This is a genomic window from Geothrix mesophila (genome assembly GCF_022808835.1).
Classification (GTDB): domain Bacteria; phylum Acidobacteriota; class Holophagae; order Holophagales; family Holophagaceae; genus Geothrix; species Geothrix paludis.
In genome coordinates this window covers 1,574,157-1,591,638 of sequence record NZ_JAKZLD010000001.1, presented here as the reverse complement: position 1 = coordinate 1,591,638, position 17,482 = coordinate 1,574,157, and the positions used below count along the sequence as shown (strand labels likewise).

Annotated in this window: 7 protein-coding genes and 2 tRNA genes; 4 read left to right on the top strand and 5 right to left on the bottom strand. The window is 62.1% G+C overall.

Annotation, left to right across the window (positions count from 1 at the left end; all coding sequences use genetic code 11):
* Window positions 1-30: 30 nt before the first annotated feature.
* The gene (bamA, locus tag MLG87_RS07135; RefSeq protein WP_243294491.1) at window positions 31-2,601 is read right to left on the bottom strand and encodes an outer membrane protein assembly factor BamA; all 2,571 of its coding nucleotides are present in this window, start codon (window positions 2,599-2,601) and stop codon (window positions 31-33) included.
* Window positions 2,598-5,072, bottom strand: coding sequence for an ATP-dependent Clp protease ATP-binding subunit (locus MLG87_RS07130; RefSeq protein WP_243319851.1), 2,475 nt, complete (start codon window positions 5,070-5,072; stop codon window positions 2,598-2,600). Before MLG87_RS07130 ends, bamA begins: the two co-directional genes overlap by 4 nt.
* 217 nt (window positions 5,073-5,289) lie before the next feature.
* Between MLG87_RS07130 and MLG87_RS07125 the strand changes: the two genes are divergently transcribed.
* The 3 genes from MLG87_RS07125 to MLG87_RS07115 all read left to right on the top strand — a co-directional run bounded on the left by MLG87_RS07125 (window position 5,290) and on the right by MLG87_RS07115 (window position 6,864).
* Complete coding sequence (locus MLG87_RS07125; protein ID WP_243294489.1) at window positions 5,290-6,597, top strand: adenylosuccinate synthase; 1,308 nt, start codon at window positions 5,290-5,292, stop codon at window positions 6,595-6,597.
* A 104-nt stretch (window positions 6,598-6,701) separates the two neighbouring features.
* Window positions 6,702-6,776, top strand: a tRNA-Lys gene (locus tag MLG87_RS07120).
* A 13-nt stretch (window positions 6,777-6,789) separates the two neighbouring features.
* Window positions 6,790-6,864, top strand: a tRNA-Glu gene (locus tag MLG87_RS07115).
* A 433-nt stretch (window positions 6,865-7,297) separates the two neighbouring features.
* Here MLG87_RS07115 and MLG87_RS07110 read toward each other — a convergent pair.
* On the bottom strand, window positions 7,298-8,608 hold the full coding sequence (locus tag MLG87_RS07110; protein WP_243294488.1) for a hypothetical protein: 1,311 nt from the start codon (window positions 8,606-8,608) through the stop codon (window positions 7,298-7,300).
* An 89-nt stretch (window positions 8,609-8,697) separates the two neighbouring features.
* Here MLG87_RS07110 and MLG87_RS07105 point away from each other — a divergent pair, with 89 nt between their 5' ends.
* On the top strand, window positions 8,698-8,940 hold the full coding sequence (locus MLG87_RS07105) for a helix-turn-helix domain-containing protein (protein WP_243294487.1): 243 nt from the start codon (window positions 8,698-8,700) through the stop codon (window positions 8,938-8,940).
* A gap of 607 nt (window positions 8,941-9,547) precedes the next feature.
* Here the strand turns inward: MLG87_RS07105 and MLG87_RS07100 are convergent.
* Together MLG87_RS07100 and MLG87_RS07095 are read right to left on the bottom strand one after the other, a co-directional pair.
* Window positions 9,548-9,940: a lysozyme inhibitor LprI family protein gene (locus tag MLG87_RS07100; RefSeq protein WP_243294486.1), complete on the bottom strand. Its 393-nt coding sequence runs from the start codon at window positions 9,938-9,940 to the stop codon at window positions 9,548-9,550.
* A gap of 59 nt (window positions 9,941-9,999) precedes the next feature.
* A complete protein-coding gene (locus MLG87_RS07095) occupies window positions 10,000-17,115 on the bottom strand; it encodes a glycoside hydrolase family protein (protein ID WP_243294485.1) in 7,116 nt (2,371 codons plus the stop codon).
* Between the last annotated feature and the right edge of the window lie 367 nt (window positions 17,116-17,482).

The window sequence follows — 17,482 nt, the reverse complement described above, 5'->3', positions numbered from 1 at the left end:
TGTAGCGTGGGACGGGGCCCCTCGCGGGAATCAGAAGGTGGTGCCGATGGAGAACTGGAAGTCGTTCTGGCCCTCCGTATCGAAGGGATACGGATTCAGCTTCCGGGACCAGATCAGGCGCAGCGGGGCCGGGCTGATGGGCAGGAAGAACCGGAACTCCAGGCCCGCCGAGCGCAGCAGGGTCGGGTTCGTGTAGGAGTACTCGTTGTTGCTGAGGTCCTTGTAGGTCACCAGGTTCTTGCTGAAGACCTTCGTGCCGCTGCCCCAGGCGTTGCCCGCGTCATAGAAGAAGACGAGCCGGAACTGGTCGGCGATCTTGAACTGGTATTCGAAGTTCGCGATGAACTGCTTGTTGCCGCCCACCACCACGGGCTGGCCGTAGTTGTCCAGGAGGACGCTGCCCACCTGGCCGTAGCGGTAGCCGCGGATGCTGTTCTCGCCGCCGGGCCGGTAGAGGTCGTAGAGCGGGAGCTCGTCGCTGCCCATGTTCTGGAGGTAGCCGTAGCTGAGGTTGGCGGCGAAGATGTGGCGGTCGCCGATGTTGGCGAACTTGGCGAAATCCCAGGTGGCGCGCAGGAAGGGCTTGTCGCCCCCGAACTGCCAGCCGCCGTATTCCAGGCCGAAGGACACCCGGGTGCCCTGGGTGGGCTTGAACTGGTGGTTCACCGTGCTGAAGGTCAGGCTCTGGCTGAAGGTGGACGTCAGCTGGTTGCCCATGTCCCGGAAGTAGTAGTTCCGCCCGCCCTCGATGCGGATCAGCCGGAAGCTGTAGCCCATGGAGTAGGTCGTGAAGAAGGCCCAGGGCTGGTTGGGGAACCAGTTGCTCAGGCGCGCGCCCACGGACACGCCGAGGCTGCGGGTGAACTGCTTGTAGGCGTTGGCGATGCCCACGCGGGAGGCGTCGTAGTCCGCGGACCCGTTCGACACGGATGTCGAGAACGAGTACGGCAGGTCGAAGACGAAGGGCTCCGTGAAGCCCACCGAGATGTTCTTCGAGAACTTGCCGCCGTTGTAGCTCACGGACAGGGTCTCGCCGCCGCCACCGAGGTTGCGGGTGGAGAAGCTCACGCCCAGGGAGAAGCCGAACAGCGATCCGTAGCCGCCCTGGAAGAGCAGCTCGTTGACGCCGGCCTCCTCGCCGCGGATCACCACGTCCACCTGGGGCTTGTCCGGAACCAGGTCCACCTTGGGCTCGGAGTTCTTCACGTCGAAGAAGCTCAGCTGGCTGATGCCCAGCAGCGAATCCTTGAAGAAGTCCGTGCGGAAGAGGTCGCCCTCCTTCAGCATCATGCTGCGGCGGAGCACCTTGTCCTTGGTGGTGAGGTTGCCTTCGAACTCGATGCGCCGGACCGAATACTGCTCGCCCTCGTCCAGCTTCAGGAGGGTGTCCACCTTCTTGACGCCGTCCTCCTCGCGGATGTCGAACTTCTTCTCCGCGCGGAAGAGGATGTAGGCCTGGTTGCTGTAGGCCTCCTTGAGCTTGTCCACGGTCTGGTTCACCGCGTCCAGGTCGAAGGGCACCGGCTTGGCGCCGGGCTTCGGAGCCTCCAGCGACGGCCTGATGTTGAAGAACTTCTTGAGGAAGGAGTGGTTGTCCCGCTTCACCTCCGCGTACTTCATCGGGTAGTAGGTGTCGCGGAAGAGCTTGCCGCCCTCGGCCTTGAAGGTCCCTTCGAAGAACTGCTCGCCTTCGAGGATGGGAATGGTGAGGGTGGCGCGGAGGTCGTACTTGGGGGACTTCGCCTCCTTGATGCGCTTCTCGTTCTTCTTCTTCTGCTTCTCGGTGGTCTTGTCCTCCACCTCGATGACCGGCTTGCCGACGAAGACGTCCTTGTAGCCCAGCCTCCAGTAGGCCTTCTTGAGGTTCTCCAGGTCCTCTTCCATGTTCTTGTCCACCAGCAGGTCGTGCGTGGTGAGCCAGCTGAACATCCAGTGCCGGCGCGTCTTCTTCATGACGCTCCGCAGCTGGGCGCTGGAGAACACCTTGTTCCCGCGGAATTCCACGCGGTAGATCTTGGCCTTGCCGCCTTCCTTGATGTCGAACACCAGGCGGGCCACGCCCGGGCCCATGGGCTCGAGGGTGATGTCCACCACCGGGTTCCGGAACCCCTTCTCTCCGGCCTGCTCCACGATCTGGTTCTTGATCTTGCGGGCGGCCTCCGGGTCGTAGACCGTGTCCGGATTGATGGTGAGCTTCTTCTCCTTGATCTTGTCCTTGATGTTGGTGATGCCCACCTCGGTGCCGCCGCGGTAGTCGATCTCCTTGATCAGGGGGCGCTCCTTGATCCGGATGACCAGCTTCTTGCCGCCCGGGGCGTCCTCCACCTCGAGCTTGACGTCATCGAAGGAACCGCTGGCCCAGAGCTTCCCCATCACACCGCTGAAATCGATGTTCCGGAGGTCGTCGCCCACCTTCACGCCCGACTTGAAGATCACCGTCTCGGCGGTCTGCTTCTGGGCGCCGATCACCTCGATCTTGACGATGGGCTCGATGTCCTGGGCCGCCAGGGAGAACGAGAACCCCGCAGCCAGCAGCAGGGGAAGCACGCCGCTCCACCACCGGGGCTGAGTCCGGTTCCACTCCATGTTCCGCTGCGTCATTCAGGCGCTCCGACCAGATGGGTTTCCTGGCCAGCGGCCACGTCTCCGGAATCAGACAGGGTGGGGACGAGCTTCTCGCCCACCAGATCGAACTTCACGAGTCCCGAGGGCACCGTGTCCTGGCCCACCATCAGCTCGGCGAGGGGATCCTCCACCTGCTTCTGGATGGCCCGCCGCAGCGGCCTCGCCCCGTAGGCGCGATCCCGCAGGGTGGTCTTCACCAGCCAGTCGCAGGCGGCATCCGTGAGGGACACGGAGAGCTTGTGCTTCTGGAGGGTGACGTTGAGATCCTCCACCAGCAGGCGGACGATCTTGCGCAGCTCGTCGTCGCCCAGGCGGTTGAACACCACGATCTCGTCGATGCGGTTGAGGAACTCGGGCGGGAAGGTCCGCTTGAGCACCTTCATGGCGTCGCCGGACTTCGCGTCGGGACGGGCGTCCTGCTCGACAAAGCCGAGGTTCTTCTCCGCCAGCAGCTCCCGGCTGCCCACATTGGACGTCATGATGATGATGGTGTTCTTGAAGTCCACCAGGTTCCCGAAGGCGTCCGAAGCCTGACCGTCGTCAAAGATCTGCAGCAGGATGTTGATCAGGTCGGGATGGGCCTTCTCGATCTCGTCGAAGAGCAGGACGCAGTACGGATTCCGCCGGATGCGGTCCGTGAGCATGCCGCCCTCCTCGTAGCCCACGTACCCCGGAGGGGCTCCAAGCAGCTTGGAGACCTCGTGCTTCTCCATGTACTCGGACATGTCGAAGCGGATCATCTTCTTCGCGTCGCCGAACAGGAACGCCGCCAGGGTCTTGGCCAGCTCGGTCTTGCCCACGCCCGTGGGGCCCAGGAACAGGAAGGAGCCCATGGGCCGGTTGGGGTTCTTGAGGCCCGTGCGGGCCCGGCGCACGGCGCGGGCCACGGCGCTCACCGCCTCGGGCTGGCCGATGACGCGCTCGTTGAGCTTGGGCTCCATGTTCACCAGGTTGGCCTTCTCGTCGCCCTTGAGGGCCTTCACGGGAATGCCGGTCCAGCTGGCCACCACGTCCTCGATGTCCTGCTCGGTCACCTCGGGGAAGCGCGCGTAGTCCTCGTCCGTCAGCTCGCCCCGGTCCTTCTGCAGCTCCTCGCGCAGCTGCAGCTCCTTCTGGCGGAGCAGCACGGCCTTCTCGAAATCGCGGCTGAGGACCGCCTCGTTCATCTCGTTGATGACCCGGTGCAGCTCCTCCTCGTGCGACTGGCCCTCGGCGTCCTGACCGCCGGGCCCCACGCGCAGCTTCACCCGGGCACCGGCCTCGTCCAGCAGGTCGATGGCCTTGTCGGGCAGGAAGCGGTCCGTGATGTAGCGGTTGGACAGGTAGACCGAGGCCTCCATGGTCTTCTGGGCATAGCGCACCCGGTGGAACAGCTCGTAGCGGCTGCGGATGCCCTCGATGATGCGGAGGCTCTCCGCCTCGTCCGGGGGGTTCACCGTCACGGGCTGGAAGCGCCGGACCAGGCTGCGGTCCTTGTCGATGTACTTGGCGTATTCCTTGTGCGTGGTGGCGCCGATGCACTGGATCTCGCCCCGGCTGAGCGCCGGCTTCAGGATGTTGGCGGCGTCCAGGCTGCCCTCGGCGGCGCCGGTGCCGATGAGGCTGTGGATCTCGTCGATGAAGAGCACCACGCTGGGATCCTTGCTGGCCTCGGCGATGATGGACTTCAGCCGCTCCTCGAACTGGCCGCGGTACTTGGTGCCGGCCACCACGAGGCTGAGGTCCAGGGCGTAGATGCGCTTGTCCACCAGGCTGGGCGGCACCAGGCCTTCGTAGATCTTCTGGGCCAGGCCCTCCACGATGGCGGTCTTGCCCACGCCCGCCTCGCCCAGCAGGATGGGGTTGTTCTTCCGGCGCCGGCTGAGGATCTGGATGATGCGCTCGACTTCCTGCTCGCGGCCGATGAGGTTGTCGAAGATGCCGCGCTCGGCCATCTCCGAGAGGTTGCGCGCGAACTCGGAGAGGAGCGGGTGCTCCTTCTTCTTCTTCGCGATCTTCTCCTCCTTGGTGCTCTCCAGCAGGATCTCCTTGGCGGCGATGAGGTCCGCCCCGGCCTCGATCAGGAGGCGGCCGGCCAGGCAGCCTTCCTCCTTGAGCATGCCCAGCAGCAGGTGCTCGGCCCCCACGTGCTTGTGGTTGAGCTTGGCGCTCTCCGCCGTGGCGTGCTGGAGGATGCGCTTGACCTCCTCCTCCATGGGGATGTCGATGCTGGTGCTGCTGGGGGTGATCTTCTTGTCCCGCGGGGTCAGGGCCGCCACCAGGCGCTCCCGCAGGGCACTCACGTGCACGCCCATGCGCTCAAGCAGCTGGGTGCTGGTCTTTTCCGATTCGCGGAGAAGCCCCAGCAGGAGGTGGCCGCTCTGGATGCTTTCCGCACCGAACTGGCTCGCCTCGTAGCGGGCGAAGAACATCACGCGTCGTGCTTTTTCAGTGAATTTTTCGAACACGGGACACCCTTTCGGGTTAGGTGCGGATCGCCCTTACGGGGGATTGGATGGCTCCGAAGCCAGGATGGTTCCGGGGCGGCCTACCAGGGTAGCGCCTTCCACCCCGGTTGTCCCGGCCGCGCTGGGACAGAACCGAGCCCTGACCCGGGGAAGAACCCCGCCTCCGCCCGGGACAGAACCCCGCTGCGACGGTAGACTGGAGGGCTGGGAGGGCGACATGAGCCTGGTTAGGACCAATCTGGCGATCCTGGGGCTCCAGTGGGGGGATGAGGGCAAGGGCAAGGTCGTGGACCTCCTCAGCCCCAAGTTCCAGCAGGTCGTGCGTTTCCAGGGCGGCAACAACGCCGGCCACACGGTGGTGGTGGACGGCCAGAGCATCGCACTGCATCAGGTGCCCAGCGGCGCCCTCCACCCCGGCTGCTTCCTGGTGGTGGGCAACGGCGTCGTCCTCAACCTCGACGTCTTCCAGCAGGAGCTGGACCGCCTGAAGACCCGGGGCTTCGACCTGGGCGGCCGGCTGATGCTGTCCGACAGGGCCCACCTCATCCTGCCCCACCACATCGCCCTGGACCTCTGGCGCGAGGGCGGCGCCAACAAGATCGGCACCACGGGCCGGGGCATCGGCCCCGCCTACGAGATGAAGGCCGGCCGCATGGGCGTGCGTCTGGGCGACCTGCTGCACCCGGAGACCCTGGCCGACCGCATCCGCCCCGGCTACGAGGAGGTCCGCCTGCGCCTGGGCGCCGAAGCGGCCAGCCTGCCCGCCCTGGAGGCCATCGTCGAAGGCCTGCTCCGCACCGCCGAGCCCCTCCTCCCCTACATCGGCGACACCCAGAGCCACCTGGTGGCCGCCTGGGAGCGCGGCGACCGCATCCTCTTCGAGGGCGCCCAGGCCACCCTGCTCGACATCGACCACGGCACCTACCCCTTCGTCACCTCCAGCAACTGCAGCCTGGGCGGCCTCTTCACCGGCACCGGCCTGCCCCCCAAGGCCCTGGACAAGATCCTGGGCATCGCCAAGGCCTACACCACCCGGGTGGGCTCCGGCCCCTTCCCCGCCGAGATGCACGACGCCACCGGCGAGCGCCTGCGCCAGGTGGGCAAGGAGTTCGGCACCACCACGGGCCGGCCCCGCCGCTGCGGCTGGTTCGACGCCCCCATCACGGCCCACGCCTGCCGCACCAATGGCGTGGATGGCCTGGCCATCATGAAGCTGGACGTGCTGGACGGCCTGGACGAGGTGGGCCTCATCGTGGGCTACCGCACTGGCGAAGGCACCGTCACCACCAAGCTCCCCAGCTGCGCCGCGGACTGGAAGGACCTGAAGCCCGAGGTGAAGCTGTTCAAGGGCTGGGCCAGCACCCGGGGCATCACCCAGCACGGCCAGCTCCCGGACGCCGCCCACACCTACCTCGAAGCCCTGGTCGAGAGCGTCGAAGTGCCCATCGCCTACCTCAGCACCGGCCCCGATCGCCAGGAGGGCTGCATCTATCCCGGGACCTTCCTGGAACCGCTCCTGGCTTGACCATCAGCGCTATCGCAGGCACACTGGTCGTCCTGCCCATTCAGGCATCGCACGCTCGCGTGCACCGCGCGCTCGAGGGCTCGCGGGCCTGAAGCCACCGGCAAGGGCCCTTAGCTCAGCGGTAGAGCAGCGGCCTTTTAAGCCGTTGGCCGCGGGTTCAAATCCCGCAGGGCCCACCAAGTTCCACCCCATGGGGCTATCGTCTAGGGGTCAGGACACCGCCCTTTCACGGCGGTAACACGGGTTCGAATCCCGTTAGCCCTACCAGATGCGCGCCTGACTACGGTCAGGCGCTTTTTGTGTTAACAATAGGGTTACCCATAAGAATGCTTTGGCCCAATGATCTCAATCACTTGGATCAGCAGATGCGCTCTTCACCAACTCTCAGATTTTCCTAGTGCCATCCGAGAGTTGCCCGTGAAGTCGGAATTCTCGAGTTCTTTAACCCCATTGGGGCATGCAAAGTGGCTCCAGTGTTACCGATCAGCTACTCTTGGCCCGGTTTGATCTCGGTTGAGCCAACTCTTCCGAGAGCAAATTCGGCGGTAACACGACTGGTGTTTAAACGATTTTTATCTCGCCCCAAAATGGGCTCAGAAACAGAGAACGCGAACTGGGCCTTCGATGGGGCCTCTGGATCGCATCTGAGAGCATGGTCGCGAAATCTTCTCCCCAAAATATTCTCGGCGTTCCCACGTCTTCAGGAGTAGAAGGAGGGAACCCTGGAAGCCATCTGGATGTCCGAGCGCGAACGGGAGATCACGGCCATCGTCGCCCGCGAGCAGGGGAAACTGAAGAACTTCATCCGGAAGTGGGTGGCCGATGAGTCAGATGTCGAGGACATTCTGCAGGATGTCTTCTTCGAGCTGGTCGAGGCCCAGAACCTGATGACCCCTCTCAGGCAAGCTGGCGCCTGGATGTATCGGGTCGCGCGGAATCGGATGACAGACCTCTTCCGTAAAAAACGTGCCGAGGCTTTGAGGAACGCCCCGTTCATGGAAGCCCTGGATGCTGAATCCGCTTCATGGGAGGCTTGGCTCTCTGGTCGCTCAATCTGAGCCCTCAGATCAGTCAGCATGGTCTCGATCACGTCCTGATTTGTCGGGAGCCCAAGCGTCTGACGCTTCTGATCCAACCACTTGGTCCTCGCCAGGTCAAAGAGTCCCGTCACGTAGGGAGACCATGAGGGAGTGATCCAGAGCTTCTTGATTCCCTTAGGGTCCGGTGCTGCAGAGCGGCTCCAGTCTGAGTCTCCTACGCTCTGGAACCAGATGCTGCCTCTGGAGTCCCCCTCAAAGAAGCCATTTACCAAAGTCCCTTCACTCCTAAATTCATACAGAGTCTGCAGCCTGTTCAGGAGAAGTGTCGCATCCGACTCACTCGGAACCGGTCGAACCTTAATGGCCGCCAATGCAAGGAGCTGGTTTGAGTTTCGCGGGAAGAAGAAGTAGTAGTCCTCGCGCCAACCTCCTAGCTGAACCCTTACAATCCACCCTCGGTAGAACCACGAGTACAATTCTCGAAGGCAGGCCATCCGGTCGTTCTGGATGTTGCCCAGCAGTCGGGACTCTCTGTAGATCTCCACCTGAGCCGCCGTAGAGGCCCTTTCTTCGATCACCTGCTGGTTGAGTTGTAGATACTCAAAGGGTGGATTCTCGAGCATGACGAGCCCCCCGAGCTCCTCGACTCCGCTCACGTTGGCGCGGATTCCTGTCGCAGCGGGTTCCGCGCTCCGACCATCAAGAGCCACCTTCTTCGTGACCAAATCTGCGATCAGAGTCTTCTCTACACCGCTGATGTGAATCGCTACCTTAAAGCCGTCGACATTGACCAGACTCGATTGGAATACCCCTTCCAGCTTCGCCGTGCCAAACAGCTTCTGAAAGACAGGATCCTGAATCGCAGAGGTCGCAGGAGGGATTTGAATCTCTGTCGGTGGAGGTATCAGCACCATTGCCTGCAAGGCAATCGAGGAACCGAGAGTAAGGGCGATCTTGGAAAGCTTCACCATGATTGAGTCTCCCGAAAACAGATATAGTCTATTTTGGACTATTCTAATCGGGAATATAGCGTGACCCCTAGGCTCTCTCCTAGTGGTTCATGCAAAAGTCCATTGTTTCCAGGGAACACAAGATACTGTTGGCCTGCCTTAGGGAGGCTCGTGAGGCTTCTGGGCTGACACAGACCGAGCTGGCCGATCGTCTGGGCATGACGCAGAGCCAGATCAGCAAGTGCGAACGTGGCGAGCGACGACTGGACCTCATCGAACTCCGGGCGTGGTGCCAAGCCATAGGAATCAAGCTCACGGCCTTTGTTAGGACCTTTGATACCCAGGTGTCTTAGCCGCCTCCGTAGCAGCTCACCCCGCCGAACCACAGCGATGCAACGCGGTACAACCGGGAAGCTACAGAAGAGATTTCGACTTGTGACACCGGCGGTCGCCTTCTCTAGCCTGTTTACCCAAAAAAAGGGGTGAACCTCGCAACAAAGGCTAGGCCATCCTCCACTAGCCGGGCGGGGCCTGACCCAAGCTGGGGCGAGAGATGAACAGCCGCGCACCTGAACAGGTGCAGCAACGCATTTTCATGCACGAGCTCATCCACTACAAGCTGTGCCTGCTTTGAACCGCCCTTGAATCAGCTAGTTTGAACCGGCCTGGATAGCCCCGGACAGTCTCGGTGACAGGCGCAAACCTCAGGCCAAACCGCCATGAGGAACCCCACCGATGACCGGCATTTCTTTGATGTGGCGAATTCCAGAGAGTTCATCGGGGTTCCTACTCTTCGGCGAAGATGTGCGCCAGGGACCGTCGGATTGATGGAGCCGATGGACAACACGCGCACACAGGCACGCGCCGAAGCACGCGCCAGTGCCTTTCCTGGCGGAACGCACTCACGGGCGTGGGCACGAAAAAGCCCCCGAGGTTAGCGGGGGCTCTTCGGGGGATTGATCAGTGGTCGAACTCGTCTTTCAGAAGCTGGCGAAGCTCCTTTACACGCGCTTGGGTCATTCTCGTCATACAGTCCAACTTGATTTGAAGCTGAATTGTCCCGCCGTTGTAGAAGTAACCTTCAAACTCTGCCTCGGCGTCACGATACTTCTGCCATGCCTCCTGGGACGCTTTAAATGACTTCTTATGTGCTTCATCCGCCAACTTAGAAAGCAGGGTGGAGCAAACCTGATCTAGGTCCTTCTCTGCATCCTTAAGCTTGAACGCAGCGCACTCCCTCATTTCTAACGTTGTCTTTGGGTTGTCGCAGGGGTTAGCGCTTGGTTGCTGGCAGAAACCACCAGTCGAACCCACAGCCAACATCACCGTGACCAAGCTTGAAGCCAGCTTCATAGAACCTCCTCAATCAATCTCACCCTCAACACGGCTACATTCCTCATGACGGGGACCGCTCATGGGTATGTGCCGTTGTTATAGAGGTCTGTTTCTCGATCCCTTCGCGCCGGGATTCCCTTTCCGCCCTTAAGCCAACCACGGAATCCATCTTTAATGTTATCTGCCGTTGCTTTGCCGGAATTAATACTCTTTAGGAGTTGCGAACTCTCAAGAGAACCTTGACCGACGTTGTATGTGAAATCGACAAGTGCGTCGAACTGCGTCTGCGTCAGTTTGACCTTGACCAACCTCTGAACAGCCCCGACTGAATCTTTCAGGTCGGCATCTAACCAAGCAGTTCTGACCGTAGCCGGGACTTCGGTTCCAACCGGGTATTTCTTCTTCTCTTCTTCGGTCAGCTTGTGACCAACACCTGCTGTTGGGTTTTTGTCCTTGCTGCTGTCCGGGTAGACCTTGCTCTTATCGCCGCCTTCATTGTCTGCGATGAACTTCTTCCCCTTATCACTTACCTTCAGATCCTTGGGCTCGAATGTTGTTTGCGCGGGCGGTGGCTCAGCGGCTGGGGTGCCGGGGCGGTCGTTCGGTGATGGGCGGGAGCCATCTGCTTTCTTCTCCTCCTCTTCCTTCCTGCCGTCTGCCGCCTGCATTCCCGTCGGATCCGTGCTCATTATCGGGTTATTGCGCACGTAGCTGTAGATGTTCCAGGACTGCGTGTTCTCGAAGTGCTGGTCTCTTGCTGGGTCGGGGGATGTGAAGCGCCCCATCCAGGGCATGTAGAACCGAGCCTGCATGTATATCAACCCGCTCGGATCCGTCTGCTCGTGATTGGTATAGCCCTTGGATGTGAGGTAGGTCGATTCACTCTGATCCAGCAGTTCTCCGAACGGCAGATACTTCTGCCTTGATTCCACCTGACCTGATGGTCCCGTCACAATTCGCGGACTTCCCAGGTGATCGACCATCGTGATGTGAATTCCGGCGGCATCGATTTCCGCTGCTTCCCGGGTTCCTAAGTACAGAATGTCCCGCTTCCACGTGAGTGTGCCGCTCTCCGTGACGGTGACCGTCACCTGGGCACTATTCGATCCCGCATTGTTATTCACCACGAGAGTGTAGGTTTGTGTGCTCGCTGGGGCTACCACAATGCTGCCCGTGTCCATAGCCTGGCCATTCAGGGTAACTGAATCCGCTCCCTGAACCGCCCAGCTTAGCGTCGAGCTGCGTCCCTTGGTGATATCGCTTGGGCTGGCCGTGAAACTGACAATCACGGGTTTCTGCGTGACGGGAATACTGACCTGGGCCACGGTCGTGCCTCCGAGATTGCTCGCCGTGATCGCGTAAGTCGTATCCGACAGTGGCGTCACTGCCAGGCTTCCCGACGCTCCAACCCCTCCGATCCCGTTGTCGATCATGACCGAGGTCGGATCGTTGGTGATACTCCAGATTAGCGTCGCGCTGTTCCCCACGTTCACGCTCGTCGGGCTGGCGCTGAACGAGATCACCGGCTTCTGGACGACCACCACCGTGACGTTCGCACTCACCGATTTGCTAGGATCCAGGTTGTTCGTTGCCGTCAGGGTGTAGGTGGCGGTGCTGCCTGGAACGACCCATTGGGCTCCATTCGCCGGCACGCCTCCCACACCTGTCAGGGACACACTGATGTCTCCGACGCCATTGGTCACGGACCAACGGAGTGTCGTTCCATTCCCCGCCCCGATGGTCGTGATATCGGCGTAGAACCCCGTGATCGTCGGCACCGTCGGTCGGGGGTCCACTGTGATGGTCGCCTGCGCGGTTCTGACGACGTCCACACCGTTCAGGCTGTTGGTGGCCGTGAGGGTGTAGGTCGTGCTTACGCTCGGACTCACCCATCGACTGCCCGTGCCGATCACGCTTCCGATCCCCTGGTCGAGGATAAGACCGGTCACATTGCTCACGCCCCAACTTAGAGTGCTTCCGTCGCCCTGGAGGATCCTGGTCGAGTTGGCCGTGAACCACGAAATGACGGGCGCCTGAACCACGTTCACCGTGACGGTGGCGCTGGTGGTGCCTCCATCGTTCTTCGCCACGAGGGTGTAGGTCGTGGTGGAGGAGGGATAGACCGTCTGTCCCCCGCTCGCGCCCACGCCGCCACCCGACAGGGTCACGCTGCTGGCCCCCGAGACGTTCCAGCTCAACGTGGAACTGGATCCGATCGCTATGGTGGTTGGGCTCGCCGTGAAATCCACAATCGTCGGCGCGTTCGGCAGCACGGTGATCGCCACCGAGGTCGACTGGGGCACCCACGTCGTCTGGTACTGGTTGCACACCCGGTTTCCCAGATCGTCCCATCCCCAACTCACGCATTTGCCCTGGGTGGGGATCTGCACTGTCAGCGTCGCCGTATAGGTCCCTGGTGAACCGTACGCGTGGCTCGCCGTCCATCCACCGGCGCTTCCCCCATCCCCAAAAGCCCATGCCGGACTTGTCCCATCTGAAGATGACCCGGAAAACCACACCGCCTCACCTACGCGCACAGTAATAGGCCCAGATGGCGAGGTGATCATTGGGTCCGTTCCAATGGAAGCGGTCGTCATCCGAGTCTTGGAAGTGACCTTCTTCGAAACCTTCAATGTAGAGGTAGTCCCAGCCAAAGTTTGAGTCCCAGTCGGCACCAATCCCCCACTCAAACTTTCCTCGTACTGGCTCACCAACTGGCGCCCGTCGTTGTAGAGGTTGTAGATCCGCTTCACCAACGTCGATCCCTGCCACGCCTCCACCAGGCTCCGCAATCCTTCCGCGGTGTAGGCATACCGCTCCGAAGTGCTGTCCGGTCGCTCCAGCGCGACCACCCGTCCCAGGGCATCATAGTCCATCTTTAGCCTCGTACTGGCGTCCCCAGGCTTCTTGTAGATTTCCTTCAGGTTTCCCTGGTCGTCGTAGAGCGCCCCCGTCAACGCCCCTCCCTCTGTCGTCGCCGGAATCCGGTTTTGCTGGGACAGCGCCGCCGATCCGGGATCGAAGCTCACATTCACCACGTCCCGCCCTGCCGCGCTCAGCAGCGGTGAGGTCGTCGTGCTGGGCGTCGATTCTCCCCGCGCTCCGTTCCATCCCACCACCGCCAGGGTCTCGCTCGACGTCCGGTTCCCGAACGCGTCATACCCGAATCGCTGCAGCTGGTCCCCGAAGTCCCGGCTCTGCACCAGCGCCTCCACCAGCCGGTTCAGCGGGTCGTAGCGATACTGGTCGAAAGACCCTGTCGTAAGGTCGCTCTCCCGCGTCAGGTTCCCCACTTGGTCGTAGGTGTAGACCCACTGCGCCAGAGGCCCGCCGCTCGCGGGGCTGTGCACGATCTGGCTCAGTCGCGCTTGGTCCGCCCCGTAGTCGAAGCTGCTCACCGCGTAGTTCCCGTACTGGATGCTCCGGATCGCCCAGCTCACGGGGTCGTAGTTCCCCCACGGCGTGTCCGCCACCAAACCCCAGTTGTATGTGAGCTGCTTGGGAAGGTCCGTTTCGGGGTGGTAGCTCTGGCTCCACGGGGCGTGCCCGGTGTTCCCTCCGGTCCGTCTCCCGTACTCGTCGTAGGTGAACGTCTGGGTGAACGCCTGGCCCCGGATCGTCGTCTGAAGGGTGTCCAGGCGCCCTCCCCGGCCTCCATAGCCAAAGGCCGTGGCCACCGTTCCGTCCTGGCTGCTCGCCAGCTTTCCAAGGCCTCCCAATGCGGTGTCATAGACGAACGCCTGGCTCACCGTCCCGTCCTCGGACGCGAGATAGAGGGGCCGGCCCATCCAGTCCGGTGTCATCCGCACCACCCGCCCCGCGTAAGTCGTCACAGTCGGCTTCCCGCCCACGGTGAAGTCTGAATAGGCTGTGGATCCGCTTTCCGGTTGGATCAGCCCCGTCAGCCACCCCACGCCGTTGTAGCTCCATGTCCGCACCTGCTGCCGATTCGCCGCATCCGCCTGCCGCACCTCCCGCAGCCGGTCTCCCCCGTCGTAGCGGTAGACTGTCACCTGGCCGAGGGCATCCGTCACCTGGCCTAGCCGACCCGCGGCGTCGCTCCGGTACCACGTCGTCCGGGCATCACTGGTTCCCGCACCCACCGTGACCTTGCGCACAGTGCCTGGTCCGAAATATTCTGTCTGCACATTGATATTGTTGGCGTCCGTCGTGGATATCACCCGTCCACGCCCATCGTAGGCTGTTCGCTGACCCACATTCAGGGCCGAATAATGGGTGGTGGTGGTGGTCCCGGGAATGTACACCCATTCCTCACAGACCGGATCACCACCTTCAACGGGCGTCCAACGTAGGCAGTGGTTCCCTCCAGGCGTGGTGACCGTGACATCCGTCGCTTTGACCAGATAGTCCTTGGCCCAGTCCGCCTCGCGGCCCGCCCCGTCCCCTGGCTGCCACACCGTCTCGCCGGTCTTCCGCCCCAGAGAATCGTAGCCATAGAGCCGGTGAGTCCACGCCCCATCCGGCGCCTTCCGTCGCTCCAAGACCAATTCCCCGAAACCGTTGTACCTCAGCCCGATCACCTGGGCCCCCCGGGTAACCGTCATCCCCCGGAAATCCGCATCATACGCGATGTCCGTCGCCACCTCGTCCGGGGGCGCGATCCGCATCAGCCGCCCCGCCCCATCCCACGCGAAGTCATGCACCTTCCCGTTCATATCCGTCTGGCTGGTGGGCCGCCCCAGCCCATCCTGGACCTGGCTCACGGTGAGAGTCGTTCCGTCGTTCGGCTTCAGGCTAATAGAGCTCAGGTAACCGTTGGCGTCGTACCCATAGGCGCTGACCCCCATCTGTCCACTCAAGGCCAGCCCCGGCGAGGTCAGGAACGCGCTCTGGAGCTGCGTGGCCGCCAGCCCCGACGTCCCCTGGTACGTGAACCCCGTGGTCACCGTCATCCCGTCTGAACCCGTCAGTGCCACGGACTCCACCCGGTTGATGCTTGCGTGGAAGGTCTTTTGTGCCGTCGGCTGGATGCTCGGAAGCATCGTGCCCGGCATCAGTGAACCCGTGTTGTCCGCCACCGTAATAACCTGCTCCCCTTTCACCCGCCCGATGAACCAGTTCGGCACATCCGTGGCGAAGGTTCTCACCGTCTGGCGGGAAACCCCCTGAGTCGCCGGAGACGCTTCATAGCCCCGGCCCTGTTGCGCGAGGCTTAAATAGTCCACTGTCAGAGTCGGGTTAGCCGTGATCGCGGAAGTCCGGTAGACGTTTCCCCACCCGAACGACGCGCTGTCCCAGTTCGCCATCTCCTCGGTGACAAGCACCTGGCTCTCCTTGTCCCAGGTCCGCGTCCGCGTCGGATAGGGCACCGCCTGGTTCGCCAGCTCGCCCCCCGGCGCCCCGGTGGTTCGTACATCGAACCGGTCCTTCACCACCCACTTGTAGGCCGAACTAGACGCCGGGTCCGTCACCGACAGGTCCGACTGCCAGTCCACTCCCGGCAGGTAGAACCGAACCTCACGCTCTAGGGTTTTAATGAAGGCCAGATCCTGCATCGCACTTCCCTGATTCGGCGGCTCCGCGAACCTGTGCACGACCACCGAACCGTCCGCCTGGGTGATGGCGTCGTAGAAGGTGGTGTCCAACCACTGGTCGGGTGGGGCGTAACCTTGCTGGTAGAACCCCCAATTCGAGGTAGGCGTCTTTCTGTCGTGGCTGAGACGGCGCTTCTGAACCCCGTCGTCTTCGACCACCCCGATCACCCCGTAGGCATAGGCAGGTCGGCAAGGTGCGCTGCTGCTCACCATCCCGCCCCATGCCTCCGGGCCGTAGTTCATCCGGAAGGGGTAAGGTTTCCAGGTGAGCTGGATCTTGCGCGTGGACATCACCACTTCGGAGAGCACGGTGGGTGAGATGGTCACCAAACCCCAGGTCGTCGCCTCACCCATGCCGTAGTGGAATAGGATTTCTTCATTGGGCCCCTCCTGCACTACCCGCAGGAGTTGCAGAGGGTCGAGCGCGGCCCCAAATTCCGATCGTCCCATCGCCCAGGACCCTTCCGGAGCGTTGGCGGAGGAGCTCTCGGGTCCACTTCCAAGATACGGGTTCAGGAGCCCACCTTCAGGCGTACAGACTTCCAGGAGGTGGTCGGACAGGGGATATTCGATGCCTTCGTAGCTCACCCGGAGCTGGGTCGCTTGGGTCACCGGCGTCTTGCTGTCCGCGAGCGAAGGCGTTCCGGAAGCGACCGTCACGTCACCAATCCGCTGGACGTGGACCTTCACGGCCGGATTGACGCTCCAGGTGGCGGTGTACCCGATGGCATCTCCATCGTAGGTGAAGGAAATGGATTCGCCGAGCCTGTTCCGGATCCGGGTGATGGCGTAATGCCCCTGGTAGAGCTGTGTTTTCTGCGATATCGCCAGGTAGGGGATAGGAATCGACATATAGGCGTGTTGCACGTAGTGGAACTCGTAGGCGACCTCTCCCTGGATGACCACCATGCGGCGGGGAAGGTCCCAACGATACGTGCTGGATGGGTCCCGCTGGATATCGGCAGACACCTCGTCGGTGAGCTGGGTGGACGGTCCAGCCGCCCGGAGGGCCACCACCAGACTGCCGTCCGACCCCATCTGGATGAGCGGGACCTTCGTGATCCGCTCGACTGGTCCTGGTACGAAGCCAACGCCGACCGTGGCGTCGAACCCGAACTGAGTCAGCAGAGCCGGCACTGTGGTCACGTCCACGCCGACGGGAACCTGGCCCAGCACGCGGCCACCTCCGCCTCCAGGCAGACTGTAGGAGGTGGCTTTCCGGTCAAAGCCGCTCACCAGGGGCCCCAGATCCAGGGTGCCAGGAGAGAGGGAAGCGGATCCGAAGCTGCGCTGATAGAGGGTGTCGATGGTGGTGGTGCCCCAGAGCGTGTCGGATTGACCCCAGGCCGGAAGGACGATGACATTCTCCTCCGCCGAGGAGATTCCCAACTGGGGAGCCATCCGCATCGACAGGGTTGGCCGAAATGTCAGTCCCCGCGCCCCGATCCCCGGCCCGAGCGGAATATTCAGGCTCGCCGCCCCCGTCGCCGCGTCCACCTGCACGCCCCCATGGAACGTCGCTGGCCCCTTCGCCCGGTCGAACTTCACGTCCGAAAACGACGTCTGGTAACTCTGGGCGAGAACAGGGAGGCTGGCCAAGCCAGACAACAGGATTGACAAAAGCATGCGTCGGAACATTTTAGGATTCCTGTATAATTAGGGAGCTTCAACCAATCAGTAGAATTACCGATACCGGTGAACCTACAGGTCCACTTTCCTCGAACGGTTGGTTTTCACCGCCGAACGGTAGTGGCACCTCCACCTCAGGCAATATTTAGCGAACGCGTTTCGATTGCATGGATGTCACCTAGGGAGCCAACGTGCCTGATATTGCATCCATCTTGAAATCGAAAACCCGAACATAGGGGCGATGTGTCGCATTGTATGCCGCCCGAAGGTAGGTTCCCGGTTACGGTATGCCCTCTCAGTCGTACGAGTCCCACCCTGCTCCGAAGTGGTCAACAGGGGACTCCTCTCAAGGCCTCTTGGACAGATTCAGTTGCAG